General features: G+C 56.1%; 24 protein-coding genes, 2 tRNA genes, 2 other RNA genes and 1 pseudogene. 15 read left to right on the top strand and 14 right to left on the bottom strand.

Going from position 1 to position 22,126, the window contains the following annotated elements:
• The first annotated feature begins 46 nt into the window (after positions 1 to 46).
• Together MVB78_RS04560 and rnpB are read left to right on the top strand one after the other, a co-directional pair.
• Positions 47 to 1,663 (top strand): hypothetical protein, encoded by a 1,617-nt coding sequence (locus MVB78_RS04560; protein ID WP_297488444.1) that lies wholly within the window; start codon positions 47 to 49, stop codon positions 1,661 to 1,663.
• Positions 1,664 to 1,698: 35 nt separating this feature from the next.
• An RNA gene (gene rnpB / locus MVB78_RS04555) (RNase P RNA component) lies at positions 1,699 to 2,020 on the top strand.
• Between the two features lie 54 nt (positions 2,021 to 2,074).
• Here the strand turns inward: rnpB and MVB78_RS04550 are convergent.
• Genes MVB78_RS04550 through priL form a run of 3 tightly spaced genes read right to left on the bottom strand, consistent with a single transcriptional unit; the run spans position 2,075 to position 4,840 of the window.
• Positions 2,075 to 2,644 (bottom strand): DMT family transporter, encoded by a 570-nt coding sequence (locus MVB78_RS04550; RefSeq protein ID WP_297488440.1) that lies wholly within the window; start codon positions 2,642 to 2,644, stop codon positions 2,075 to 2,077.
• Positions 2,641 to 3,675, bottom strand: coding sequence for a DNA primase catalytic subunit PriS (gene priS, locus MVB78_RS04545; protein ID WP_297488435.1), 1,035 nt, complete (start codon positions 3,673 to 3,675; stop codon positions 2,641 to 2,643). Before priS ends, MVB78_RS04550 begins: the two co-directional genes overlap by 4 nt.
• Positions 3,668 to 4,840, bottom strand: coding sequence for a DNA primase large subunit PriL (gene priL, locus MVB78_RS04540; protein WP_297488432.1), 1,173 nt, complete (start codon positions 4,838 to 4,840; stop codon positions 3,668 to 3,670). The genes priS and priL overlap by 8 nt, the downstream gene beginning before the upstream one ends.
• A 107-nt stretch (positions 4,841 to 4,947) precedes the next feature.
• Between priL and MVB78_RS04535 the strand changes: the two genes are divergently transcribed.
• Positions 4,948 to 5,538 carry a regulator of amino acid metabolism, contains ACT domain protein gene (locus MVB78_RS04535; RefSeq protein ID WP_297488429.1) on the top strand — a complete coding sequence of 197 codons (591 nt, stop codon included), beginning with the start codon at positions 4,948 to 4,950 and terminating at the stop codon, positions 5,536 to 5,538.
• Here MVB78_RS04535 and MVB78_RS04530 read toward each other — a convergent pair.
• Positions 5,528 to 5,821 (bottom strand): acylphosphatase, encoded by a 294-nt coding sequence (locus tag MVB78_RS04530; RefSeq protein WP_297488425.1) that lies wholly within the window; start codon positions 5,819 to 5,821, stop codon positions 5,528 to 5,530. The genes MVB78_RS04535 and MVB78_RS04530 overlap by 11 nt on opposite strands.
• 57 nt (positions 5,822 to 5,878) lie before the next feature.
• On the opposite strand from MVB78_RS04530, the gene cutA reads away from it, so the two are divergent.
• Together cutA and MVB78_RS04520 are read left to right on the top strand one after the other, a co-directional pair.
• Positions 5,879 to 6,190, top strand: coding sequence for a divalent-cation tolerance protein CutA (gene cutA / locus MVB78_RS04525; protein WP_297488422.1), 312 nt, complete (start codon positions 5,879 to 5,881; stop codon positions 6,188 to 6,190).
• Entirely contained in the window at positions 6,187 to 6,774 is a 588-nt protein-coding gene (locus tag MVB78_RS04520) for a DUF99 family protein (RefSeq protein ID WP_297488419.1), read from the top strand. The genes cutA and MVB78_RS04520 overlap by 4 nt, the downstream gene beginning before the upstream one ends.
• 91 nt (positions 6,775 to 6,865) lie before the next feature.
• Here the strand turns inward: MVB78_RS04520 and MVB78_RS04515 are convergent, their stop codons facing one another.
• Positions 6,866 to 7,705, bottom strand: coding sequence for a universal stress protein (locus MVB78_RS04515; RefSeq protein WP_297488560.1), 840 nt, complete (start codon positions 7,703 to 7,705; stop codon positions 6,866 to 6,868).
• Between the two features lie 84 nt (positions 7,706 to 7,789).
• On the opposite strand from MVB78_RS04515, the gene MVB78_RS04510 reads away from it, so the two are divergent.
• The 7 genes from MVB78_RS04510 (at position 7,790) to MVB78_RS04480 (ending at position 15,383) form a co-directional block, all read left to right on the top strand.
• Positions 7,790 to 8,479 carry an ABC transporter ATP-binding protein gene (locus MVB78_RS04510; protein ID WP_297488416.1) on the top strand — a complete coding sequence of 230 codons (690 nt, stop codon included), beginning with the start codon at positions 7,790 to 7,792 and terminating at the stop codon, positions 8,477 to 8,479.
• Positions 8,476 to 10,311 (top strand): hypothetical protein, encoded by a 1,836-nt coding sequence (locus tag MVB78_RS04505; RefSeq protein ID WP_297488413.1) that lies wholly within the window; start codon positions 8,476 to 8,478, stop codon positions 10,309 to 10,311. The genes MVB78_RS04510 and MVB78_RS04505 overlap by 4 nt, the downstream gene beginning before the upstream one ends.
• Positions 10,304 to 11,527: an ABC transporter permease gene (locus MVB78_RS04500; RefSeq protein ID WP_297488410.1), complete on the top strand. Its 1,224-nt coding sequence runs from the start codon at positions 10,304 to 10,306 to the stop codon at positions 11,525 to 11,527. The genes MVB78_RS04505 and MVB78_RS04500 overlap by 8 nt, the downstream gene beginning before the upstream one ends.
• Before the next feature lie 42 nt (positions 11,528 to 11,569).
• Positions 11,570 to 12,766, top strand: coding sequence for a glycine cleavage system aminomethyltransferase GcvT (gene gcvT / locus MVB78_RS04495; protein WP_297488555.1), 1,197 nt, complete (start codon positions 11,570 to 11,572; stop codon positions 12,764 to 12,766).
• A 68-nt stretch (positions 12,767 to 12,834) separates the two neighbouring features.
• Entirely contained in the window at positions 12,835 to 13,929 is a 1,095-nt protein-coding gene (locus tag MVB78_RS04490) for an ATP-binding protein (protein WP_366940161.1), read from the top strand.
• Between the two features lie 30 nt (positions 13,930 to 13,959).
• Positions 13,960 to 14,787 (top strand): DMT family transporter, encoded by an 828-nt coding sequence (locus MVB78_RS04485; RefSeq protein WP_297488407.1) that lies wholly within the window; start codon positions 13,960 to 13,962, stop codon positions 14,785 to 14,787.
• 356 nt (positions 14,788 to 15,143) lie between these two features.
• Positions 15,144 to 15,383 (top strand): hypothetical protein, encoded by a 240-nt coding sequence (locus tag MVB78_RS04480; RefSeq protein WP_297488404.1) that lies wholly within the window; start codon positions 15,144 to 15,146, stop codon positions 15,381 to 15,383.
• A 92-nt stretch (positions 15,384 to 15,475) separates the two neighbouring features.
• Here MVB78_RS04480 and MVB78_RS04475 read toward each other — a convergent pair.
• The 9 genes from MVB78_RS04475 to ffs form a co-directional block, all read right to left on the bottom strand.
• Positions 15,476 to 15,553, bottom strand: a tRNA-Gly gene (locus MVB78_RS04475).
• A gap of 9 nt (positions 15,554 to 15,562) precedes the next feature.
• Positions 15,563 to 15,639: transfer RNA gene (locus tag MVB78_RS04470), tRNA-Phe, on the bottom strand.
• A gap of 86 nt (positions 15,640 to 15,725) precedes the next feature.
• Entirely contained in the window at positions 15,726 to 15,974 is a 249-nt protein-coding gene (locus tag MVB78_RS04465) for a hypothetical protein (RefSeq protein WP_297488402.1), read from the bottom strand.
• Positions 15,975 to 16,072: 98 nt separating this feature from the next.
• The gene (gene queC / locus MVB78_RS04460; RefSeq protein WP_297488399.1) at positions 16,073 to 16,792 is read right to left on the bottom strand and encodes a 7-cyano-7-deazaguanine synthase QueC; all 720 of its coding nucleotides are present in this window, start codon (positions 16,790 to 16,792) and stop codon (positions 16,073 to 16,075) included.
• Positions 16,789 to 17,199 carry a PIN domain-containing protein gene (locus tag MVB78_RS04455; RefSeq protein ID WP_297488395.1) on the bottom strand — a complete coding sequence of 137 codons (411 nt, stop codon included), beginning with the start codon at positions 17,197 to 17,199 and terminating at the stop codon, positions 16,789 to 16,791. Before MVB78_RS04455 ends, queC begins: the two co-directional genes overlap by 4 nt.
• Positions 17,187 to 17,423, bottom strand: coding sequence for an AbrB/MazE/SpoVT family DNA-binding domain-containing protein (locus MVB78_RS04450; RefSeq protein ID WP_297488391.1), 237 nt, complete (start codon positions 17,421 to 17,423; stop codon positions 17,187 to 17,189). The genes MVB78_RS04455 and MVB78_RS04450 overlap by 13 nt, the downstream gene beginning before the upstream one ends.
• Positions 17,424 to 17,472: 49 nt before the next feature.
• Positions 17,473 to 18,375 carry a dihydroorotate dehydrogenase gene (locus MVB78_RS04445; protein ID WP_297488388.1) on the bottom strand — a complete coding sequence of 301 codons (903 nt, stop codon included), beginning with the start codon at positions 18,373 to 18,375 and terminating at the stop codon, positions 17,473 to 17,475.
• Between the two features lie 34 nt (positions 18,376 to 18,409).
• The gene (locus MVB78_RS04440; RefSeq protein ID WP_297488548.1) at positions 18,410 to 19,408 is read right to left on the bottom strand and encodes a pyridoxal-phosphate dependent enzyme; all 999 of its coding nucleotides are present in this window, start codon (positions 19,406 to 19,408) and stop codon (positions 18,410 to 18,412) included.
• A 46-nt stretch (positions 19,409 to 19,454) separates the two neighbouring features.
• Positions 19,455 to 19,768: signal recognition particle sRNA (gene ffs, locus MVB78_RS04435), an RNA gene on the bottom strand.
• Between the two features lie 124 nt (positions 19,769 to 19,892).
• Here ffs and MVB78_RS04430 point away from each other — a divergent pair.
• The 3 genes and pseudogenes from MVB78_RS04430 to MVB78_RS04420 all read left to right on the top strand — a co-directional run bounded on the left by MVB78_RS04430 (position 19,893) and on the right by MVB78_RS04420 (position 22,110).
• A pseudogene (locus tag MVB78_RS04430) lies at positions 19,893 to 21,336 on the top strand (FAD-dependent oxidoreductase).
• Positions 21,329 to 21,832 (top strand): 4Fe-4S dicluster domain-containing protein, encoded by a 504-nt coding sequence (locus MVB78_RS04425; protein WP_297488385.1) that lies wholly within the window; start codon positions 21,329 to 21,331, stop codon positions 21,830 to 21,832. The pseudogene MVB78_RS04430 and the gene MVB78_RS04425 overlap by 8 nt, the downstream one beginning before the upstream one ends.
• A gap of 5 nt (positions 21,833 to 21,837) precedes the next feature.
• Complete coding sequence (locus MVB78_RS04420) at positions 21,838 to 22,110, top strand: (2Fe-2S)-binding protein (protein WP_297488546.1); 273 nt, start codon at positions 21,838 to 21,840, stop codon at positions 22,108 to 22,110.
• Positions 22,111 to 22,126 lie beyond the last annotated feature (16 nt).

The following is a 22,126-nucleotide window of genomic DNA, read 5'->3' as shown; positions in this document are numbered from 1 at the left end:
AAGCTCCTGGACTCAAAGAGAGCCGTTAAGACTCTTGGGTGGTAGTATGAGGCTGAGGGGCTCCCTGATAACGCTTCTGCTCTTTCTCACCATCTTAGCCCCCGGAACCAGTGCTTTACAGTCGTCGGGCCTCTATACTGGTGAGCGCCTTGTGCTGGTGCCGGGAGAGCTTCTATCCGGCAACATGACCGTCGTGAACAGCGCAGGCCTGAACCTCTCCGTGGTCGTTTACACGGGTTATTCCGTCAACGGCTCCCTGAACCTCTCGCTCTCCTTGGGCTACACGATCTTCAACAACTGGAAGGCCGGGGAGTCCCAGGTTGTTCCCTACCGGATACGGGTTCCAGCTGACGCCTCGCCCGGTCGTTACTCCCTCAGTCTCAGATTCCGGGCGATGGCAGAGAACGGCTCAATACTCAGCCTCGTCCTCACCGTTCCAGTAGTGGTGAAGAAAAACCCCGTGGAGCTCAGAAAGCTCAGCGGCTACGTTCTCCAGAGACCGGATTCTAAAAACCCCTTTAACGGCGAGACCCTCCTTCTAACCGCCGAGGTCGTGAACCTCAACGCGTATCCGGAGGGGATATCCTACAGCCTCTCCGTAATTAAGAACGGCTCATCGGTTCTCTCCTTCGGGGGCTCTAAGGTTATCGAACCCGGCTTGCACACGCTCTCGTTTAGGATCCCAGTGGGCTGGAACTGGAGCCCAGGCACATATAGGGCGGTTCTTAATGTGAGCTCCCTCAGGGGCTCTGAGGTTAAAGTGTTCCCCTTCTACGTTTCTAAGGGTGTTGGCATCGTCAACTTCAGCCTGAGCTCGAAAACCGTCCTCCTTGGAGCCGGGCTCAAGGGCTACCTGACCCTGGGGGCTGAGAGAGACATTGACCTCAACGTCACGTACTCGGTGACCGCTGGTAGCGTGGTTTTCAGGCGGTCTTTCAAAGTGAGCGTCTCCCCGGGCACCGAGATCCTTGAGATCACCCTGCCAACGAACGTTTCTGGAAACGCGCTGGTTGAGGTGTCCTTGGCGTACGGTGGGGTCACCATAGCGACCGCGTCCGCCTCTTATACGGTCATGAGCTACCCATCCATAGCAAACGTTTCATTCTCCTTCGGGGGAGAGAGGGTGAGGATGGACGTGTCCCTTATGAACCCCAACCCCGTTCCTTTCCCGGTGTCCCTCTACTACGCTGTAACCTCCGGCAACGTGACACTTGTATCCGATTCAAGGGCTCTGACTCTCCAGCCGGGGCTCAGCTTGGAGTCATTCTCCTTCGTCCTCCCCAAGAACAAGACCTACGGTGTCTCGGTCTACCTCTCTGGCAGGGAAGGGGTCTTCGACACCTGGAACGGCTCCCTGTTCATACCACCGGCCAACGTTCCGGTAACCTCAACATCCCCCACGAGCCCAGCGAACACAACAGGGGGGGTGAGCGGGGGAAGGAGTAGCCTGGCCTTAATAGCTGGGGCCCTAATAGCCATCGCAGTGGCGATTGGTATCTTCCTTTTCTCGGGGGGCAAGGAAGAGCCACTCAATCCGTGGGAGCGTGCGAGGAAGCCGCGCTCAAGACCCAAACCTAAGCGCCGCTCTCCCCTCGGGAGGTTCAAGAGGCCCAAGCTCCCTAAATTCGTGGAGAACAGGGAGCTCCCCAAGAGGAGGAAGTGAGCAAGCTTTTTATTCCCTCCCTCAAACATCACTTGGCGAGGGGGCCGGGGGCTCCCGGGGTACTCCCGAGGAAGTTCCGCCCACCTCACCGGGGCCGCGGTGCCGCAAGGCACCGGCCGAGAGGCCGGGCAACGGCGCAGAAACGACACGGCCCCCGGGGGATGTGGATGACGCGTGCGAAGGGCCCGGCGACGGCGCCCGAGCTAACCCGCAGACTATCCCGGGGGATGCGGTGAAACGGCCGTCCCGCGGGGTGCAAGGCCGAGGGAGGGGCGATGAGTTCCCGGTGCGAGCCCCGTGGTAGGCCGCTCAGTCGAATGCCCCCTCCATACAGAAGGCGGGCTACGGCCCCCTCACCTCACCTTCTCAGAACGTCTAAAGCGGAAGCTAAGAGTATCAGCGCCCCTCCGATTAGGGTTCTAACCCGAGCTGGAGGAGCGTTAAAAGCTTTCCATCAACTTCCCTGAGGGAGCGGCCGAAGTTCGGGATCAGCGCATAGAAGAGCGCCGCTGTGAAGGCCAAGATTACCCCAACGAAGTCCCTGTCGTTGAGGCTTAACCTCTGGCCGCTTACTATCAGCGCCAATCCAAGAAAGGCCAGCCCTATGAGCGCCCACCTTCTCCCGGAGATTCTCTCCCCAAGGAAGCGCCACGAGAGGAGCGTTGCCAGTATCGGGGCGGTGTAGTAGACGAGGATCGCGTTCGCTATGCTCGTGTAGTTGAAGGCGGTGAATAGGAAGGCCCAGTTGAAGGCCAGCGCGGCGCCGAGGCCGAGAAGGGGCCTCCATCTCTCCCCTAACGTTTTTGGGATTTCACTGAGATTCTCCCCTTCAAACAGGCGTATTATAAGGGCGAGAAGGAGGAACCCGAGGGAAACCCTGGCGAAGGCCACGCCCGCCCCCGACAGCTCAGAGAACCGCCCGAATATGCCCACGCTCCCCCAGATGAGCATCGAGATGGCTATTTCAGCTTTTCCGTTCATTGGCCGTGCTCCTCAAGCCACTCCTTATACGCCTCCCCGACCTCCTTCCTCCTGAACCTTGGAACGGCGTCCCTGAACGGGTTGAACCTCTCGAGTTTGCCCTCATCGCTCCCAATGTGGGTTGTTACAAAGCCGGCCTTGGAGTGGAGGCTTGAGGGCAGTCTGAGTATCCTCTTCACGTCTATCGTGACCTTTCCATCGAAGTAGGCCTTTGAGAAAGTGCTTGATAGGGCGAAGAGCCTCAGGAGACTTTTATAGCCGATTCCACTTGGAAAAGCCGTCAGGAGCGCTTTTTTGACAAAACCCTCGTATATTTCCTCCCGGTTCTCAATTATCCTGCGCACCTGTCCCCTGTTTAACCCCAGGTTCTGGAGGTGGTTCGCGTTTATCCTCCTTATGAAGTAGCCGAAGCGCAGTCTGAACACCCTGTAGTAGCCGCTCGACAGCATTATCCTCCTGCTTTCGATGTCGTCGTAGGTTACCTCCTCGGATGCCGTGACGTAGGCCAGCACCTTCTCCCTGGCCTTGGAGTCGAGATCCACGGCCCAGTCGTCGAGCACCCTTATGTGGTAGCCCCTCCCGGAGTAGACCACGTGGACGTCCTCAAAGCCGAAGTCCTCCCTCAGAATCACCAGCGTGTCCCTTGCGAGTTCCTTAGCATCCTCGATGCAGAGGGGACAGACCTGGCCCGAGGGATGAATCTCAAGGCACCTCCTGAGGGGAAGATCCTTTGCGTCGATGTCAAAGACCAGCTCCGCCCCGAGCCACCCCCTCATCTCACGCGGTTCTTCGTAGAGGGCCACGGACGAGTAGATGGCGTAGGGAGAGACCGCCCGGATGTAGTCCGCGAGATCTCTAACGTCCTCGAACTGGTTCTTCCGGTCGCTCGGGCCGTCGCCGTTGTGATCGAAGCCGAACTCCCTCTTATCAAGGGTCTCGATTATGAAGTCCGGTATCTTCTTCTCGCTCCATTCCCTGCTGTAGAAGAGCTTCCTCTCCTCCGGGCTTATCTCCCTGAAGAGCTCAGCCACCCTCTCCCCCTCCCTTCCTCTCCAAGTACAGCCTCCTCAGGTAATACGTCAGGGGGTTCTTTATTCCCCTGCAGTACCTGTCCGGTCTGCAGAGCTCCGGAGCGTTGGCCCTTATCTTATCGCAGTTGGGGGGGAAGTACCATGTGGAGTTTCCGCTGTCTTCAAGGGACGGTCTCTCGGTGAAGCCAAAGCCCAAGTGGTACCAGATGTTCTTTATCTCGTTTGGCTGGTCCTCGAAGAGGGGCGGCTTGCAGCGGTTCCCGGCCTCGATTATAACGGGCAGCACCTCCTTCTCCAGGATCGAGATGTCCTTTATGCAGTCCTTTACCCTGATGTTCTTGGATGGGGGGGTGGGGCAGATCCTCGCGTAGCTCAGGAAGCTCGTCAGGAGGACGGTTATGGCGTAGTTTCTCATGCCGCTACCGACGCCTTCGAGGGCTTTCTTCACGCAGGGCGGGAACAGGTCAAACCTCAGCGGGCCGGCGCTCACGCCCCCGAGCTTGAACCTCTCCTTGAACTTCTCCTCCGCAACGCTCTTTATGCGGGAGTACAGTTCGTCATAAAACTCGGGCAGCTCGTCCCTTATGTCGTAGAGGATCGTCACGGCCCTCTCAAAACTCCTCTCGTAGGCCTTTTTCCAGACCTCGATCACCTCCTCGCGCCGGAGGTAGGCCCAGCTGTTGCGGATGTAGATCTCCCTAAGGCTTCCATCCCAGAGGGGAAGGAAGTGCCTGAGCCACATCTTGTAGCCTATCCTGAGCTTCTCCCTCTCATCGTCCCCTATCTCCCTGTACCTGAGCTTTTCGAGTATGAGCCTGTCCTTCTCCGGTATCTCCCCCTCTTTAATCCGCCTGACGTTTATTGAGAGTCCCTCAAAGGATCCCTTTGAGAGCCTTTTGACGTATATCACCAAGTTCTTATCCCTGACGAGCTCCATCTCCAGTCCGTAGGGGGAGTGGGAGAGGGCACCTAACAGCGCGTAGAAGGACATGAGGTCCCTGATGTCGTCCAGCTCAACGACCTCCTCTGGAGGCTCGTCCTCCCAGGTTATTCTCTCTAAGGCCTCCTCTACGGTTGTGTACATGGGTATTTTCATCAAAAAGTCCTCGATTCCACCGAACTCCCCTATTATCTCCCTGGCCCGCGCCCCGAAGGGATCCATCATCCTGAGTGCACCGGCCTTATTGGGGGCAACCTGAATAAAACGCTTTCGTTGGGCAGAAAAGCTTAAATATCCACTCCTACTCATTTTTGTGTAAGAGGTGGACAAAGATGATGCTAATACTTGACTATTATTTCAAGAACTACCCCGCGAGAAGGAAGGTGGCCGAGTTCCTCTTTGAGAACGGCCTTAGGGTTAAGAACGGCAGGATCTATCTGAAGGACGTTGAGGTTCCGATAAGCGAGCTGGCCAGGGTCATAGGCGTGAACAGGAAGATAATCTACCACACGATAGAATACATAGAGAAGACCTACCCCCTCAGGCTCATCTTCGCGAGCCTCAACCCCCTCCCCGGGCTGATCGACGTGGCCCCTATAATGGGATGGGAGGTGCTTGAGATAGAGCTCGACAAGGGGCGCTACTCCAGCTCGCTCGCCCAGGTCTTCGACCTCCTAAACAGGCACAGGGTCCCAATAGTGGAGGTCTTCAGCAGAAACCTCAGGGAAGAGCCCAGCAGGCTTTACGTTGTGGTGGACGGCACCCTCCCGGTTGAGGTTTTTGTAAAGATAAAGGAGATAGAGGGCTTCAAGAAGCTCATAATCCGCACCCCGGAGAGGGATAAGGAGAAGTACGTCTGCAACTACTGCGAGGTCAAGTACTGTCCCAAGAGGATCCTCCTTGAGAAGCTGGCTAACCAGTGACCCTGAAGCCGTAGATCCCCTCCGGTTCCTCCCATCTGATCTCGACCCTCGTGACCCTTGCCATCGGGGGCCCCTGGTGGGCCCAGCCGATGAGGGCCTCAACCCTCTCCGGCTCCCCCTCCACCACAGCCTCTACTGTTCCATCAGGGAGGTTCCTCACCCATCCGTGGACTCCGAGCTTCTTAGCCTCCCTCTGCATGCTCCACCTGAACCCAACCCCCTGAACCCTTCCGTATATTTTTAGATGGGCTCTGATCCTTCCCTCTCCCATATCACGTCCCATATATGTTTTTCCGTTACTAATTTAAGCTTTCCCGCGGTTATATGTTGGGGGATGCCGATGGAGATGGTGTTCGTTTACACAACCTTCCCGGATATGGAGACCGCCAAGGGCATCGTCAGGGAGCTTCTGCACAGGAAGCTCATAGCCTGCGCCAACCTGCGCGAGCACGAGTCCATCTACACCTGGAAGGGGGAGATCAGGGAGGAGAGGGAGGTTGGAGCGATACTCAAAACCGCGGTTGAGAAGTGGAAGGCGCTGAAGGAGTCCCTGAGGGAGTTGCACCCCTACGAAGTCCCCCTGATACTCCGCATAGACGTCGACCGCGTAAACAGTGAGTACGCCAAGTGGCTGGAGGAAGTCCTCTCATGATAAGGAAGGTCAAGAGGGAGATACGGGTCATAGGCTTTGACGACGGGACCTTTTCTTTCTCCGACAAGCTCGGGGGCGGGAGGACGCTCTTAGTGGGCGTTGTGATGAAGGGCGCGCTTGAGGTGGTCGGCGTCCTCTCAAGGTGGATAAGCGTGGACGGCTGGGACGCAACCGAGGCCATGGTGGACGCCATTCTGAACTCGCGGTTTAAGGATCTGAGGGTGATAATGCTCAAGGGCGTGACCTACGCCGGATTCAACATCGTGGATCTCGGGAGGCTCCATAGGGAGACGGGCCTTCCCGTTGTGGTCGTTGTGAGGAAGAGACCGAACCTGAGGGCCATGGAAGAGGCCCTGAGAAAGCACTTCCCTGACTCCGAGAGGAGAATAAAACTCCTCAGGAGCGCTCCTCCGCTCTCCGAGCTTATCCCCGGTAAGCTCTACGTCCAATCCGTTGGCGTTGACCTGGAAACCGCGGCGGAGATAGTCCGCGTTACCACCGCCAACGGCCTGATTCCCGAGCCTCTGAGGCTTGCCCATATAATAGCCTCGGCTGTGATGACCGGTGAGAGCAAGAGGGAGTAGGTTTATTAAGCCCCCTCCAAAATTGAGGACGGACCGATGATGCCAACAGGGTAGCTACCGATCGGTGAGGAAGCCGTTCCAGTCTGAGGTCTTATCCGCAGGGTACCAGCAGAACCGGGATCCTTGCATCCCGCATGACCCTCTCCGCCGTTGAGCCAAGGATCAGATCCTTTAGGAAGCTTCTGCCTTTCTTTCCTATCACTACAAGGCTGGCCTTTCGGGCTATCGCGGTTCCTAAGATTGCCGAGCTCGCAGTCCCGACGAAGACCCCCGCTTCCCCCTTCACTTTAAAAGCCTTCAACGTCTTTTCCAGGTTCCTCTTGGCTATCTCGATGTTGTTCTCTATGTCCTTCACCCTCCCGTAGTCCACCGAATGAAGGAGTAAAAGCTCATCTATGAGCTCCTCGAACCCTTTCACTGCCTGCACTACTCTAAGAGAGCATTTTGAAAAGTCTATGGCAACCAGGGGCTTTTTGAAGATTTCCCCACACTCTCCAAAAGTGGGCCTGTAGTTCCCCCCTTCCCCCACGTATTTGAGTATCAGGACGGGTTTTTTCGCCGCCCTCGCGAGGTTTGAGGCAGTGCTCCCCATGAACATTCTCCTCCAGATGTTCTCACCGACGCTCGGGATCACTATCAGGTCGATCTTCTTCTCCTGGGCGTACTCGGCTATCTCCGTGAATGGTATCCCAACCCTGACCTCCGTCTCTACGGTCAGTCCATCGCCGCCGAGTTCCTCCCCGAGTTCTTCTATCCTCTGCTTGTAAACCTCCTCAAGCTCAAAGGCCTCGAAGTCAACCACGGTTATGTCGATGACGTGGAGCAGGTGAAGCTCTCCAGCCCCAAGTCTCGCGAGCTCGACGACGCACTCCCTGAGGGCCTGAAGCGAAACATCCGAGAAATCAGTTGGGTAGAGGATCCTCCGGAACATCCTTCCCACCGTAATACTTTTCTCCCTCAATGTATTTAGGGCTTCCGGGCAAAGGGTTAAGAAGTCCAAAGGGAAGTGGAACACATGAGGACTGTCCTGAAGGCCCTCGGCATCTACAAGAGCTACCCGATGGGAAAGGGAATCACGGTTCCTGCATTGAGAGGTGCCAACATTGAGATTGGCAGGGGCGAGTTCGTGGGCATCATCGGGCCGAGCGGCAGCGGAAAGACAACGCTCCTCAACATACTGGGCCTCCTCGACACGCCCGACTCGGGCGAGCTCTACGTCGAGGGGCGCAATGTGGTTGGGTTAAGCGACGACGAGCTTTCGGAAATAAGGCTGAGGAAGATCGGCTTCGTGTTCCAGCACTACAATCTGATCCCCATACTAACTGCACTTGAGAACGTTGAGCTCCCCATGATACTCGCGGGAAAGCCACCAGATGTTAGGATCAAGCGCGCTGAGGAGTTGTTGGGGATGGTGGGTATAGCTGACATTGCATCCCACAAGCCCTCCGAGATGAGCGGCGGTCAGCAGCAGCGCGTAGCGATAGCGAGGGCCCTCGCGAACGAGCCGAGCATAGTGCTGGCTGACGAGCCGACGGGCAACCTCGATACGAAGGCATCGGGGGAGATAGTGAAGCTGATGAAGAACCTCAACCGCAAGAAGAAGACGACGTTCGTTGTGGTCACCCATGACGTCGAGGTGGCCAGGGAGGCAGATAGAGTTTTGAGGATAAGGGACGGTAAGCTGTATGAGGTGAAGGAAATTTGAGGAGATCTCTGCTGGTAATTACGATCGCTGTGCTCCTCACGTCCCCCCTTCCACTTCACCTGGTGAGCTCAAGCGGCGGGGGTTACATCGAGGTGTTCCACGGGGCCATCAGTATGGGAGAATCGCTCTTGCTCGGGAACTACACCCTAACAATGCTCAGCGCCGTTTACAGCGGGGCGGAGCCAGTGGTGCTCTTCAGGCTCGTTGACAACCGGAACCTCACCTCCACTGACTTCTCGCTCTCCCCGGGTCAGTCCTACACCTACCCTGACCTTAAGGTTAAACTCATCTACGTTGAGAACTCTTCCACCGGTCCCGAGGCTTTTTTGGCCCTCTACTCGGCCCCGGTTTCTGTCTTCTACGGCGAAATCCACGCCAACACCACGATAGCCCACGGAAGAACCCTCATCTCGATCCTGAACGTGAGCGATGGGAGGGTTTTCCTCAGGTACTACAGCAACGGAACCACCGATTACTCCCGCATGGGGCCCGGAACCCACTTCTGGCACGATATGGAGCTCATAATCTACAACGTGACCGACTCAAAAGCCTACATGAAGGTTCTCTTCCCGAAGTACTTTACCCACCTGCTCCTCCAGGGGCCTGTTGTGATCCTCGCCAACGTCAGTTTCAGCCCTGTGGAGGTCGGCGCTCCCTTCCGTCTAAAGGTTGCCCTCCGCAACATAGGGGATGATGCCGCCAAGTACGTTAAGGTCTACCTGTACTCAAGCCCGGTCCTCCGCCTTCAGGAGACCGTTAGGAAGTCCCTCCTGCCCACTATAGTAATTCCCTCCTTCCAGAGCGATCTTCCATTCGCCTCCTACCTCCAGGGCCCCGTTGGCTATACAGGGGAGCTCTTCCCGGGTCATTCCGCGGAGCTGAGCTTCAGCCTCGTGGCCTCGAAGACATTGAAGCCGGACGTGTATCCGCTCTACATCCAGATCGAGTACGCTGGCGAGGGCGGTGCCATCAGGAGGGATGAGTTCCAGGTTGGAATTCCCGTGAACGACTTTACCCGTCCGAAGGTTTCGATCGAGGGCTTCACAACCCTCCCAAGTCCGGCTGAGCCGGGTTCGAACTTCACCGTGGTTCTCAGGGTCAAGAACACCGGAAACGCACCGGCCTATCACGTTCGCGTTGAGCTGCTCCCAACCAAGCCCAATGAGGAGCAGCAGGCTTACTCTCTCCTGCCGAGCTCCCAAAGCGGTGAGCAGCCCTCCATATATCCCGTGGGAAGACAGAGCTCCCTCTACTTCGGGAACCTTTCCGTAAACCGCTCGGTGGAGGGCAGGCTTTTCTTTGCAGTCAAGGATGTTTCAGCTGGTGTTTATCCGCTCTACGCTGTGATAACCTACGAGGACGGAAACGGGGTTTCCTACAAGGAGCAGGCTACCTTCGGTGTCCAAGTTGAGGGCCGGCCGAAGCTCAAGGCCTACGTCGGAAACGTCTGGGTGAGCGACGGGAGGTACAGCTTCGAGGTTGACGTCGCCAACGACGGAAAGGCCCCGGCGCGCGGGGTTACGGTCTCTGTGAGCTCACCATACCTGAGTCTCTTTCCCCTCGGGGAGCGCTACATAGGCAGCGTTGAGTCGATGGACTACGACAGCACAAACTTCATGGTGCTGAACAGAACGATTAGGGCGGGTTGGTATCCCATAACAGTCAGGATAACCTACCTGACAATAAACGGCAGCTTCAAAAGCCTCAACCAGACCGTCTACCTCCAGATACCGAACGGCATCTCGGGTGGCAGGGAGAACCTCTACTACTACGCCGGCGGGGCGCTTCTTTTCCTGCTCGCACTCATCGCATGGAGGCTGAGGCGTGGATAGGGAGCTCCTCAAGATAGCCCTCAGGAACCTTCACAGGAGAAAGGTGAGGACTTTCTTCACGATGTTGGGCATAATCATAGCCATAGCCTCGATAACCGCCCTCGTCTCGATAGCCGAGGGCTTCCAGATCTCCATCTCCAAGACGCTCCAGAGCACCAGCAACGTTATCATCGTTCTCCCGGGCATGGGTGCCTCTATATGGACCATAGGGACGAGCACCTTCAACCAGAGCGTTGTGGCCGATCTCGGGAAGCTCGGTCACGTTGAGGCGGTGAATCCGGTTCTCGTTAAGTTCACCGTGATGGAGTACAGGGGCTGGCAGATACCCGTTACGGTTATGGGGGTGATCCCGCGGGACGCCCAGAGGTTCTATGCCCTGACGGGTCCCCCACTTCAGAGGGGTCAGTTCATGCCACAGGGCTCCCTCTTCAAGGCAATACTCGGCTACTCCCTCGCGAACGGAAGGATACAGAAGGAAGGCGGGGGCTATCTAAACTGGGCCATTCTCCCGGGCCAGACAATAAAACTGTACGGTGAAAACGGTCGCCCCTGGGAGTTTAAAGTCTCGGGGAGCTTTCAGGAAAGCGGTCAGAGCGTCATAGGCGGTTTTATTGACACGAGCGTCTTCGTTCCACTCCAGGCCCTTCAGGCCATGTACAACGAGCCCGGGAGGATAAGCTTCATCGAGCTCTGGGTGGACGACGTTTCCTTCGTCGAGCAGGTCAAGCATGACGTTCAGAAGCGCCTGCCCTCCTCAACGGTAATAACAGAGAGCCAGGGCGTCAAGACGGTTTTCAGGATAGAGAAGATGCTCAACAACCTTCTCATTGGCATAGGAAGCATAGCCCTCTTCGTCGGCGCCTTGGGTGTGATAAACACACTCCTCACATCGGTTATGGAGAGGACGAGGGAGATAGGGACCTACAGGGCCCTTGGAGCTAAGAAGAGGTTCGTCCTTGAGATGATACTCCTTGAGGGCATGATGATGACCCTTATTGGAGGGATCATAGGCTTCGGCTTCGGGATCCTGATGGCGGAGATAGTCGTTGGGCTTTTAAGGGCTAAGACCCCCGGCCTTCCGGGCCCGGTCGTTGACCTCAGGGTCGTTGCCGTTGCCTTTGGAGTGACCCTGATAATAGGTCTCCTCGCGAGCATCTATCCGGCCAAGAAGGCGGCTGAACTGAACCCGGCAGAGGCCATAAGGTACATCGAGTGAAAAGGTTATAACGACCGCGTTCAAGTTCCAACGGTGATCGCTGTGGTCAAGAGGGTTCACATCTTCGACTGGCATGAGGAGAACGCGAAGAAGGTTGAGGAGTTCGCCGGCTGGGAGATGCCCATCTGGTATTCGAGCATAAAGGAGGAGCATATGGCAGTAAGAAACGGCGTCGGAATCTTCGACGTCTCCCACATGGGGGAAATCTTCTTCCGCGGTAAAGACGCTTTAGAGTTCCTCCAGTACGTAACAACCAACGACATAAGAAGGCCTCCAGCAATAAGCGGAACCTACACCCTCGTCCTCAACGAGAGGGGCGCAGTTAAGGACGAGACGCTCGTCTTCAACCTCGGGAACGACACCTACATGATGGTCTGCGATTCAGATGCCTTCGAGAAGCTTGAGGCCTGGTTCAACGCGATAAAGCGCGGGATAGAGAAGTTCGGCGAGATAGACCTTGAGATAGAGAACAAGACCTACGACATGGCCATGTTCTCGATACAGGGGCCTAAAGCCAGGAACCTTGCCAGAGACCTCTTCGGAATCGACATCAACGACCTCTGGTGGTTCCAGGCGAAGGAGGTCGAGCTCGACGGGATAAAGATGCTCCTCTCAAGGAGTGGCTACACCGGCGAGAACGGCTGGGAGGTCTACTTTGAGGACGCCAACCCGTACCACCCGGATCCGTCAAAGAGGGGTGAACCCGAGAAGGCCCTCCACGTCTGGAAAACGATTCTTGAGGCAGGGGAGCAGTACGGCATAAGACCGGCGGGACTTGGAGCGAGGGACACTCTCCGCCTTGAGGCTGGCTACACCCTCTACGGAAACGAGACAAAAGAAAAGCAACTCCTAAGCACCGACATCGATGAAGTCACTCCGCTCCAGGCCAACCTTGAGTTCGCAATCTTCTGGGACAAGGAGTTCATAGGGAAGGAAGCCCTGCTGAAGCAGAGGGAGCGCGGTTTACCCAGCAAGATGGTGCACTTCAAGATGGTTGACAAGGGCATCCCAAGGGAGGGCTACGAGGTCTACGCCAACGGCGAGCTCATAGGCGAGGTCACCAGCGGAACCCTCTCACCGCTCCTCGGCATAGGGATTGGAATAGCCTTCGTGAAGCCTGAATACGCGAAACCGGGCGTTGAAATCGAGGTCGAGATAAGGGGCAAGCACAAGAAAGCTGTAACGGTTTCACCGCCCTTCTACGACCCCAAGAAATACGGGGCGTTTAGAGAGGAGTGATTTTATCCCTTCTCTCATGTTTTCTCACACGCCCAAAGGCTTATAGGTAATGGGGGCGTTACCTGGTAATGGGGGCGTTACCTATGCTGTTCGATCCGAGGCCTAAGAGAAGCATTGATGAGTTATTTGACAGAAGGGAGGAGTTTGAGGCACTCTTTTCAGCTGATGAGCCCTTAACACTCCTCCTCGGGATAAGGAGGGTTGGTAAAAGCTCCCTCCTAAGGGCAACGCTCAACGAGATTGAGGGCGGCGTTTACATAGACGCCAGGAAAATGTACTTCGATTCAGGTGGCTGGATAACGGCAGACTCCCTGCGGAGGGAACTTGAGAGGGCCCTCAACTCCCTGCGCAAGGACTTTAGGAGCATTCTTATTGAGGCCATGAAGACAATTAATGGCGTGAAAGTAAAGGGAATTGAGCTCAGGTTCGAGAAATCCATTCAAATTTCCGACGTCCTTGAGGCCCTTAATGAGGTCGGGGCTGTTATAGGTGTGGACGAGGCCCAATACCTCCGCTTCTACGGTTCCCGCGGGGGACGGGAGTTTTTAGCACTCCTTGCCTATGCCTACGATAACCTTGAGAACCTCAGGTTCATCCTGACGGGTTCGGAGGTCGGTCTCCTCCACGACTTCCTCGGCCTTGGCGAGTACGAGAGCCCCCTCTACGGAAGGAGCTATGGGGAAGTAAGACTGATGCCCTTTTCGAGAAGTCTCTCCATTGAGTTCCTGAAACGTGGCTTCGCGGAGGCGGGTGTTGAAGTTCCGATGATGGACATTGAAAGGGCAGTTGACGTCCTTGACGGGATTCCTGGCTGGCTTGTGGACTTTGGGAGGGCCTATATGAAGGAGGGGAACCTTAAATCCGCGATTGAGAGCGTCTTAAAAAAGGCCGAAGGCTTCCTCAGGGGAGAGCTCAAGGAACTCGAAAGGAGAAGTCCGCGTTATATCCTGATCCTTGAGGGCATTGCAAAAGGCTACAACCGCTGGGAGCTCCTCAGGGAGTATTTAGCCGTAAAGGGGCAGGAAGTCCCAAAGTCGAGGCTTTCAAAACTCCTGGACAGCCTGGAAAAGATGAGCTGGATAATCCGGGAATCCGTGGATGGCAGGAGGAAGTACCGCATAGTTGACCCGGTCATTGAGCGGGTTCTGAAGGAGAGCGGATAGATTTTTATTCCTCCCGCTCCATCTCCAGACATGCCCAAAAGGCACGCTCTCCTCGCGGTGCTCCTCTGGTCAACTGTCGCTTCCGCCTTCAAGCTCTCGCTGAGGTACTTGACACCACTTCAGCTCCTATTCTACGCCTCGCTAACTTCCCTCATAGTCTTCGGAATACTCCACTCCCGCGGGTTCTCTATAAGGAGACAGAACCTCCGCTCGGCTTACCTCGGCCTTTTCCTCGTTCTCTACTACACCTTCCTCTTCTCGGCCTATGACATGCTTCCGGCTCAGGAGGCGCAGGCTTTGAACTACACCTGGCCTCTGATGCTCGTCCTTCTCTCGGTTCCGCTCCTCGGGAAGAGGCCCGGAATAAGGGTAGTTATTGGGCTCTTCATCGGCTTCTTTGGTGCCTTTATCGTGGCCACGAGGGGAAACCTGAGGGGGCTGGACTTCTCGAACCCAGCCGGGGTTGCCTTAGCCCTCGGGAGCGCGGTGGTATGGGCCTCCTACTGGGTGCTGAACCTTAAGGATGAGAGACCTCTGGTTGAGAAGACCTTCTGGAACTTCCTCTTCGGCTCTGCCTACGTTTTTCTAGCTTTGGCTTTCTCGGGCGGGTTCACCCTTCCACCCATCAAGGGTCTTGCCGGGGCGGTCTACGTCGGCCTATTCGAGATGGGCGTTACCTTCCTCATCTGGTACAGAGCTATAAAGGATGAGATGGAGTTCGCCTCGAATTTGGTCTATCTCGTGCCCTTCCTGAGTCTTTTCTTCATCTCGCTGGCGGTGGGAGAGAGGATAGAGCCGTCAACGGTCTTCGGGCTTTGCCTCATCGTGGGAGGGATCCTTTTAGGGAAGAGCTGGTGACAGAGGGGGAAGTCAATTTGATAGAGGTCTTAATTGGAGTGGAGCTATATAAACCTCTTCCATTAGTTTCCATGTTTTAGAGAAACATTTATTTGTTTTCAGCGGTACCTTATCTTGGGGTTGCCCGCCGAGTGAGGTGCTTAACCTCGTGAGGTGAGCTTGGCGAACGCCGTTTCCTGCCCCCGAGTGAAGCCCGGGTCGAGGACGCGATGACGGCCCGGACCTTCGTGAGGGGGCCATCGCCACCAGAGAGCCGGCGGGGTTGGGTTGGGTGGTTTGAGACCCGCCGGATTGATGAAGGAGGCAGAGGCCCCGAGCGGGGGGCCGATGATCTTCTACCTGCTGGAGGTTTGTCCATGAGCCTTTCAGGAGAGATAAAGAGAGCCTTGAAGAGTATTGAGGAGAAGTACGGCGTTAGCTGGCAGAGGTTTTATTACCTCGCCGAGGTGAGCAACAACTGGGAACCCCTCCTTGAGAAGGCCGAAGCTGAGGAAATTCTTGAGGATTTAGCAATGCTCTTCGAGCTCGATGAAGAATACCAAAAACTCACCGGAAAAAGCCTCCTCAAACCCATCGATGAGATGTGGCACAGATAGTCATCAAAAGTCTGCCCAACGAGAAATTCTGTCAAATGGCTCTCAGAAAAGGATCATCAACTTAATCAAACTTCGCGCAAGTGAAGTTTGTGTGGTGCGGTGGCCGGGATTCGAACCCGGGTTACCGGCTTGGGAGGCCGGTGTCCTGGACCAGGCTAGACTACCACCGCAGGCAAAAGTGGTGGGGCGAGGGGGATTTGAACCCCCGACACCCGGATCTTCAGTCCGGCGCTCTCCCAGGCTGAGCTACCGCCCCACGTCAAAAGATAGAAGGCCAGAGCAGATTTATAAAGCTTGCGGTGAAACAACTTAATCCGTTCACCCAGACAGCCAATTCGGAGGTTACTTCCTGAGGAGAACCTTCAGTTCCCTTCTATACATCCCCCAGTTAACTCCTAGGTGGACTATTATTAGCGCGTTCATCACGGGGCCTAGAATGTTCCTGACCTTGAAGAGCTGGGACCTGGTCATTCCAAGGAAAGGATGCCCTATCTTGGTGGTGTAGAGCACGCCGACCGTAACGAACAGGACGCCAATGAACACAACAAGCAGAGTCGTGGAGAGAACGGCCCTTATCTTTACGATGTTCATTTTTCCACCCCCTTATGCTCTTTTAGAGATATATCAGCTCTTATAAAAACGTTTGCATGATAAAAGCAGCTGGAATTGGGAAAACAAAAGAATGTGGTTCAAATCTTCGGCTCGACCGCGTAAACAGTCCTGTCCTCGCCTATGCCCTCAATAAGGCCACGGTGCCTCCTCACACAGCTCTCGCACTCGCCGCAGTGTATCGGCTTCCCGTCCTCGGTGAAGCCCTTGGGCATGTAGCAGGAGTTGGAGTACTCGTACTTCGCGTTTAACTCCTTCAAGAGCTTCGCTATCCCCTTCTTGTCGAGGTTGATGAGGGGAGCGACCACTTTTACTTCTCTCAGCGTCCCGTAGCGGAGCATCTCGTTCATCTTTTCGACGAACTCCGGTGTGTTGTCCGGGAAAGTTGCTCCTTCCTCGGCGTTGAAGCCGACTATTATGTCCCCGCCCCCGAGGGCATCCAAAAGCGAAGCGGCGACCGCTATTAAAACTACGTTGCGCGCTGGAACCCAGACGCTTTTGGCAGTTTCTCGGGCAAACTCCATGTCTTCGAGTTCTTTCCCAGTAACCCTCGGCGTCTCCCCACCAACGAGCGTGGTGCCCCTCAGTTTGGAGAACTCCTCAAGGAAGTCCAGCTTTACGATCTTAAGCGGAACGTCCAGCTCTTTCGAGAAGAACTCCGTAACCCTGTTAGTAACGCGCTCCTCGTTGCTTCCGTAGTTGACGGTGAGCATTATCACTTCATCGTAGTTCCTCTTGGCCCAGTAGAGGCAGGCCGTGCTGTCCAACCCGCCGGAGAACAAAACCACCGCGCGCTTCATTCAACCACCTCCGGGAGCAGTTTAATGCCAAGTTTCCCGGCACGGTTTCTAAGCTTTTTGTCGTAGGTCGCGAGGGTTCCAACTTCCTTGGCTATCGCGAGGATCATGGAGTCGTTGTAGTGTTTTAAGCTGAGGTTTCCGAAGAGGTCAAAGGCCGGAAGTAGGTACCTTCTGTCATCGGCGAGACTAACCTTCTCGTTTAGGAGAATCCTTGTCATAGTTTTCTCGGCTTCCTTAGGTGAAACCCCAGCCGCTGCCAAGTTCCAGATGAACTCGTAAACAACGATTGCAGGCAACACTATCTTATCAAGGGAGCCTATCAGTTCCCTTGCCTCTGCGTATCTCTCTGAGCTGCGGTTGATAGAATAAAGGAGGATGTTTGTATCAACGACCGCTACTCTTCCCATTTAGATACCTCCACGAGGGCTTTTCTGGAGTTCTCCTCGATTTCTTCGGGCGTGAAGTCCCTTCCAAGGTCAAGGCTCGGCCACTTCATCTCGGCTTTTTTGATGACTATCTCGTCTCCTCTAAGCTCCACACTTAGGTATTCGCCCTCCCTTATGCCGAGGGCCTTTCTTATCTCGGCTGGAATGGTTATCTGATAGTTCCGGGTGACCTTCGTGAGCGGCATAGTAGTTCACCGCAGTATAGTAGATTTTCCTACTAAATAACCCTTTCTCTCACTCAAGGGCGAGGCCGATGATGTCTTTAACGCTCGAAAAGCCCTCGCTTTCAAGGTACTTCTCGATCCCCTCGCTTATCTCCCTGAAGACCTTCCAGCCCCGGAGGGAAACGGCGGTTCCTATCTGCAAAGCTGAGGCCCCAGCGAGGAGGAACTCGACCGCGTCTTCCCATGTGGTTATGCCCCCTATACCTATCACCGGGATGTCGAGAGCTTTTGCAAGGTCGTAGACCGCCCTTAACGCGACTGGCTTAACACCTGGCCCGGAGTAGCCACCGACTTTATTGCTCAGGATTGGCCTTCTCGCGTAGACGTCAATCGCTATGGCCTTCAGGGTGTTTATGGCCGAAACTCCATCGGCTCCCGCTTTCTCAGCAGATAGACCGAGCTTCGTTACCTCGTCGGTGTTGGGTGTGAGCTTCGCTATAACCGGCTTATCGGCGGTGTCTTTGACGGCTTTAACGACCTCATAGACGTTCTCCGGTTTCTGGCCGATCTCCATACCGTAGCCCTTTGCGTGGGGGCAGCTGAGGTTCAGCTCGAAAGCATCGGCAACTTCACTCAGCTTCTCCGCCAAAAAAGCGAACTCCTCGGCTGTGCCGCCGAAGATGGACACTATCACCGGGAAGTCGAAGGTGTAGCCCTCGACCATCTCAAGAAAGCCCTTCCAGCCGGGATTTGGCAGTCCCATCGCGTTTATCAGGCCGTAGGGGAGCTCAACTATGGTCGGGTTGTCGTAACCCTCCCTCGGCTCGATCCCGATGGATTTTGTCACGACTCCCCCCGCCCCTTCTTCATGCGCCCGAATCCACTGTTCCGGGGTCTTGTCGTTTATTCCCGATGCGAGGATTAGCGGGTTTTCAAACCGTACTCCAAAAAGCTCGACCTCAAGGCCAACCATCTCAACACCCCAAAGGCAAAAAACGTAGGGAACCTTAAGGCTTTTGCATGAGCCCCAGCATCTCCTCGCCGTAGTGGAAAAGCCCTGGAAAACCACCCGTGTGGAGGAAGAGGATTCTCTCACCGAGTTCTCCGGCCTTGGCCAGCTCCATCAGGCCGTAGAAGGCCTTGCCGGTGTAGACTGGATCAAGGAGAATGCCCTCCTTTGTCCCGACCCATTTTATGAGCTCCGCGACTTCCTTGACTATCTTCCCGTAGGCGCCGAAGCTGTAGTCGTATATTCTCGGCCTTTCCAGCTTTACACTGACTTCAAGGAGTTTTCCGGCATCTTCAGCCAGCTTGAGAACCTTCTCCTCCATGTCTCCACCGAATATTCCGACCCCAATTCCTACGGGTTTAGCTTTGGAACCTATGAGGCCCAGACCGAGGGTCAGTCCGGCGAGGGTTCCGCCGCTTCCGACCGCATCGACCACAGTATCGAATTCCAGGCCGAGCTCCGTTGACTGGGACGTTATCTCCCCAACGGCCCTCACGTATCCGAGGGTTCCGACCGGGGAGGCTCCGCCTATCGGTATCAGGTAGGGCCTTTTTCCTTCGGCCCTCAGCTCCCCCGCAACTTCCTCCGCGATTGGGATCAGGTCGGGGGTCTTCTCGACGTCAAAGACCCTTGTCTCGATTCCCATCAGCCTGTCTAAGAGGTAGTTGCCCTTGGGTTCCTCCTTTCCGCGGAGGATGAGAACGGGCTCCAGTCCGAGTTTTTTTGCCGCTAATGCAGTTACGAAGGCGTGGTTCGAGTGGACGGCCCCCATCGTTATTACAGTGTCGTAGCCTTTCGATAAGGCGTCGCCGAGAAGGAACTCAAGCTTCCTTATTTTGTTGCCTCCGATTCCAAAACCCGTCAGATCCTCTCTCTTGACGTAGACGTCAGCCCCAACGGTTTCACTCACCTTTGGTAGGTAATGAACCGGCGTCTCCCATGGAACGAGTTCCACCCGTGGAAACGGCGAGAGAAGGGAACCTATCTTTGGGTGCATTGGAACCACCGTTAAAACTTGGATAGAAACGATAAAAGCTTAGTGGCGGCGGGCGCGCCCGGGGGTGGGAACCCTCCACCGTGCCCTTCCACCGGGGCTCGCTCACCCCCGCTACCCCGGGAGCGCCGCACGTCCCGCCTACCGCTGCTCCCTTCCGGGCCTGGCGGGGTTCGGCGGGCAAAGGGCGTTAGTTCGGCCCTCCAGCCGAACCTCGCCCACCGCCGGCCCCCCGGGACGAGGGCTCATCGTTACACCCCGGCTTCCGGGCGCGGTTTCAGGAACCGCCCCCCGGGCTTCGGCCCCGGCATATCGACGGTTTCCGGTTACAGGGGACGCCGAACCCCCCGGCCTAGCCCGCCGCCGGGGTTAGTTATCCTGGCGGGATATATAAAGGTTTGGTAGGCTGGTTAACCAAAGGTTGTCCACCTTTGGATTGAAAAATTTTCATAAGTTCAGCCCCCGACGGATTCTCAGGTGACGCTCAATGCGCCTCAAGGAACATCCTATCCTCCACTTCAAGCGTGGCAGGGAGCTGACCATCTACTTCGAGGGGAAGCCGATAAAGGCCTACGAGGGTGAAACCATCGCGATGGCCCTTCATGCAGCCGGCATAAGGGTTCTCAACCACTCCCCCAACAAAAATCGCCCGAGGGGCCTTTTCTGTGCCATAGGTAAATGTTCCTCCTGCGTTATGGTAGTCAACGGCGTGCCAAACGTTAGAACCTGCATAACCCTTGTGGAGGATGGCATGAAAATCGAGCGCCAGAGCGGGAGGGCAAGGCTCCCCATCAAAGCTAACCCACCCGAGTTTAGAGATGCCAAGGTGGTGAAGGCGGAGGTAGTGGTCGTCGGTGGCGGGCCCGCCGGCTTAATGGCTGCAATAAACGCCTCCGACGCCGGGGCGAGGGTTGCCCTCCTCGACGAGAGCCCGAGGCTCGGCGGGCAACTCGTCAAGCAGACCCACAAGTTCTTCGGGAAGAGGGAACAGTTTGCCGGAGTAAGGGGGGGTGGAAATAGCGAAGATCCTGGAGGGAGAAGTGAAAAGAAGGGAGAACATCGTGGTGTCCCTCGAAACCTCCGCCGTTGGTATCTTTCACAATGGAAACGAGAAGCTCGTCCTTGGGGTAAGGAAGAACCGCGAACCGGTCGAGTTCCGCGGGAGAGCGGTCATCGTTGCCACCGGCGCGATGGAGAAGATGATACCCTTCGAGAACAACGACTTGCCAGGAATCTACGGGGCTGGAGCGATTCAGACGCTGATGAACACCTACGGGGTAAAACCGGGGGAGAGGGTTTTGATAGTGGGCGCCGGAAACGTCGGGCTTATCTTAGCCTATCAGCTCGTACAGGCAGGCGTTGAGGTTGAAGCGATAGTTGAGGCCATGCCCAAAATTGGGGGCTACTTCGTGCATGCAGCCAAGGTGAGGCGCCTTGGAGTTCCAATCCTCACGAGACACACGATCCTCCGAGCTGAGGGGGGAGAGACTGTTGAGAGGGCGGTAGTTGCGGAGCTCGACGATAACTGGAAGCCGATTCCGGGAACGGAGAAGGTCTTCAATGTCGATGTGATAGCCCTCGCCGTTGGGCTGAGGCCGAGCATAGAGCTCCTCCAGCAGGCGGGGTGCCAGATAAAGTTCATCAGGGAGCTCGGGGGCCACGTCGCGGTTCGCGATGGGTGGATGGAAACAACGGTCAGGGGAATCTTCGTCGCCGGCGATTCTGCAGGAATAGAGGAGGCAACGACAGCGATGCTCGAAGGCAAGATAGCGGGGATTGCAGCGGCTCTAAGGCTTGGCATAGCTGATGAGAGCTGGGTGAAGGAGATAGAGAATGCCCAGCGCGACCTTGAGGAGTTCCGCTCCGGCCCCTTCGGGAGGCGCGTTGCCGAGGGAATAAGAAAGCTTCTTGAGGGTGCTGGAAATGCCTGAGGTTCCGCCTTACCTTCGGAGGGGCTACATAATCCCTGACGAGCTCTTTTCAATAATCCCGAAGCCGAGTGAAGAGAGGCTCCGCCAGAGGCCCGTTGCAGTCCCCGAGTGTCCGCAGGAGATCCCCTGTGCACCCTGCAGGGAGGTATGTCCAACAAAAGCGATAAGGATGCCAACGCCAAACGATATACCCGTAGTGGATTACGAGAGGTGCATCGGCTGCTCACTCTGCGTTCAGGTCTGTCCGGGGCTGGCCTTCTTTATGATTCAGTACGTCGGCGACAAGGCGAGGATAACGATGCCCTACGAGCTCCTTCCTCTCCCGGAAAGGGGAGAGGAAGTCCTTCTCCTCAACCGCGTTGGACAGCCCGTCGGGAGGGGAAGGATCATTGCGGTCGTTCCGAGGGAGAAGACGAAGGGGGACACGCCGATAATCACCGTTGAGGTTCCGATAGAGCTCGCCTGGGAAGTAAGGGCTGTGAGGGTGGAGAGGTGATCGAAATGTCCGGAAAGGTAATCGTCTGCCGCTGTAACGACGTCACCGCTGAGGAGATCGAAGAACTCATAGATTCTGGCGTTACCGACATTGAGGAGATCAAGAGGCTCCTCCGCGTGGGAATGGGGCCCTGCCAGGGGAGGACATGCATGCCGATCGTCATCTCGATCCTCGCGAGGAAGACCGGGAGGAAACCGGAGGATATTCCTCTTCCCAGGGCGAGGGTTCCGGTAAGACCGGTTCGTGCCGGCGTATTGGCTGGTGGTGATGATGAGTAAGGTCGCGGTGATCGGT

Source organism: Thermococcus sp., assembly GCF_026991495.1.
Taxonomy (GTDB): Archaea; Methanobacteriota_B; Thermococci; order Thermococcales; family Thermococcaceae; genus Thermococcus.
This window is presented reverse-complemented; position numbering and strand designations above follow the sequence as displayed.

Excerpts from the sequence above, each read along its gene's own strand:
- MVB78_RS04420 (WP_297488546.1), top strand. The coding sequence starts at position 21,838 with ATGTCCGGAAAGGTAATCGTCTGCCGCTGTAACGACGTCACCGCTGAG.
- MVB78_RS04535 (WP_297488429.1), top strand. The coding sequence starts at position 4,948 with ATGATGCTAATACTTGACTATTATTTCAAGAACTACCCCGCGAGAAGG.
- MVB78_RS04445 (WP_297488388.1), bottom strand. The coding sequence starts at position 18,375 with ATGGTTGGCCTTGAGGTCGAGCTTTTTGGAGTACGGTTTGAAAACCCG.
- MVB78_RS04515 (WP_297488560.1), bottom strand. The coding sequence starts at position 7,705 with ATGTTCCGGAGGATCCTCTACCCAACTGATTTCTCGGATGTTTCGCTT.
- cutA (WP_297488422.1), top strand. The coding sequence starts at position 5,879 with ATGGAGATGGTGTTCGTTTACACAACCTTCCCGGATATGGAGACCGCC.
- queC (WP_297488399.1), bottom strand. The coding sequence starts at position 16,792 with ATGAAGCGCGCGGTGGTTTTGTTCTCCGGCGGGTTGGACAGCACGGCC.
- MVB78_RS04450 (WP_297488391.1), bottom strand. The coding sequence starts at position 17,423 with ATGCCGCTCACGAAGGTCACCCGGAACTATCAGATAACCATTCCAGCC.
- MVB78_RS04530 (WP_297488425.1), bottom strand. The coding sequence starts at position 5,821 with ATGGGACGTGATATGGGAGAGGGAAGGATCAGAGCCCATCTAAAAATA.
- MVB78_RS04490 (WP_366940161.1), top strand. The coding sequence starts at position 12,835 with ATGGGGGCGTTACCTATGCTGTTCGATCCGAGGCCTAAGAGAAGCATT.
- MVB78_RS04480 (WP_297488404.1), top strand. The coding sequence starts at position 15,144 with ATGAGCCTTTCAGGAGAGATAAAGAGAGCCTTGAAGAGTATTGAGGAG.
- MVB78_RS04560 (WP_297488444.1), top strand. The coding sequence starts at position 47 with ATGAGGCTGAGGGGCTCCCTGATAACGCTTCTGCTCTTTCTCACCATC.
- MVB78_RS04440 (WP_297488548.1), bottom strand. The coding sequence starts at position 19,408 with ATGCACCCAAAGATAGGTTCCCTTCTCTCGCCGTTTCCACGGGTGGAA.
- MVB78_RS04550 (WP_297488440.1), bottom strand. The coding sequence starts at position 2,644 with ATGAACGGAAAAGCTGAAATAGCCATCTCGATGCTCATCTGGGGGAGC.
- priL (WP_297488432.1), bottom strand. The coding sequence starts at position 4,840 with ATGATGGATCCCTTCGGGGCGCGGGCCAGGGAGATAATAGGGGAGTTC.
- MVB78_RS04510 (WP_297488416.1), top strand. The coding sequence starts at position 7,790 with ATGAGGACTGTCCTGAAGGCCCTCGGCATCTACAAGAGCTACCCGATG.
- MVB78_RS04455 (WP_297488395.1), bottom strand. The coding sequence starts at position 17,199 with ATGGGAAGAGTAGCGGTCGTTGATACAAACATCCTCCTTTATTCTATC.
- MVB78_RS04465 (WP_297488402.1), bottom strand. The coding sequence starts at position 15,974 with ATGAACATCGTAAAGATAAGGGCCGTTCTCTCCACGACTCTGCTTGTT.
- MVB78_RS04520 (WP_297488419.1), top strand. The coding sequence starts at position 6,187 with ATGATAAGGAAGGTCAAGAGGGAGATACGGGTCATAGGCTTTGACGAC.
- MVB78_RS04425 (WP_297488385.1), top strand. The coding sequence starts at position 21,329 with ATGCCTGAGGTTCCGCCTTACCTTCGGAGGGGCTACATAATCCCTGAC.
- MVB78_RS04485 (WP_297488407.1), top strand. The coding sequence starts at position 13,960 with ATGCCCAAAAGGCACGCTCTCCTCGCGGTGCTCCTCTGGTCAACTGTC.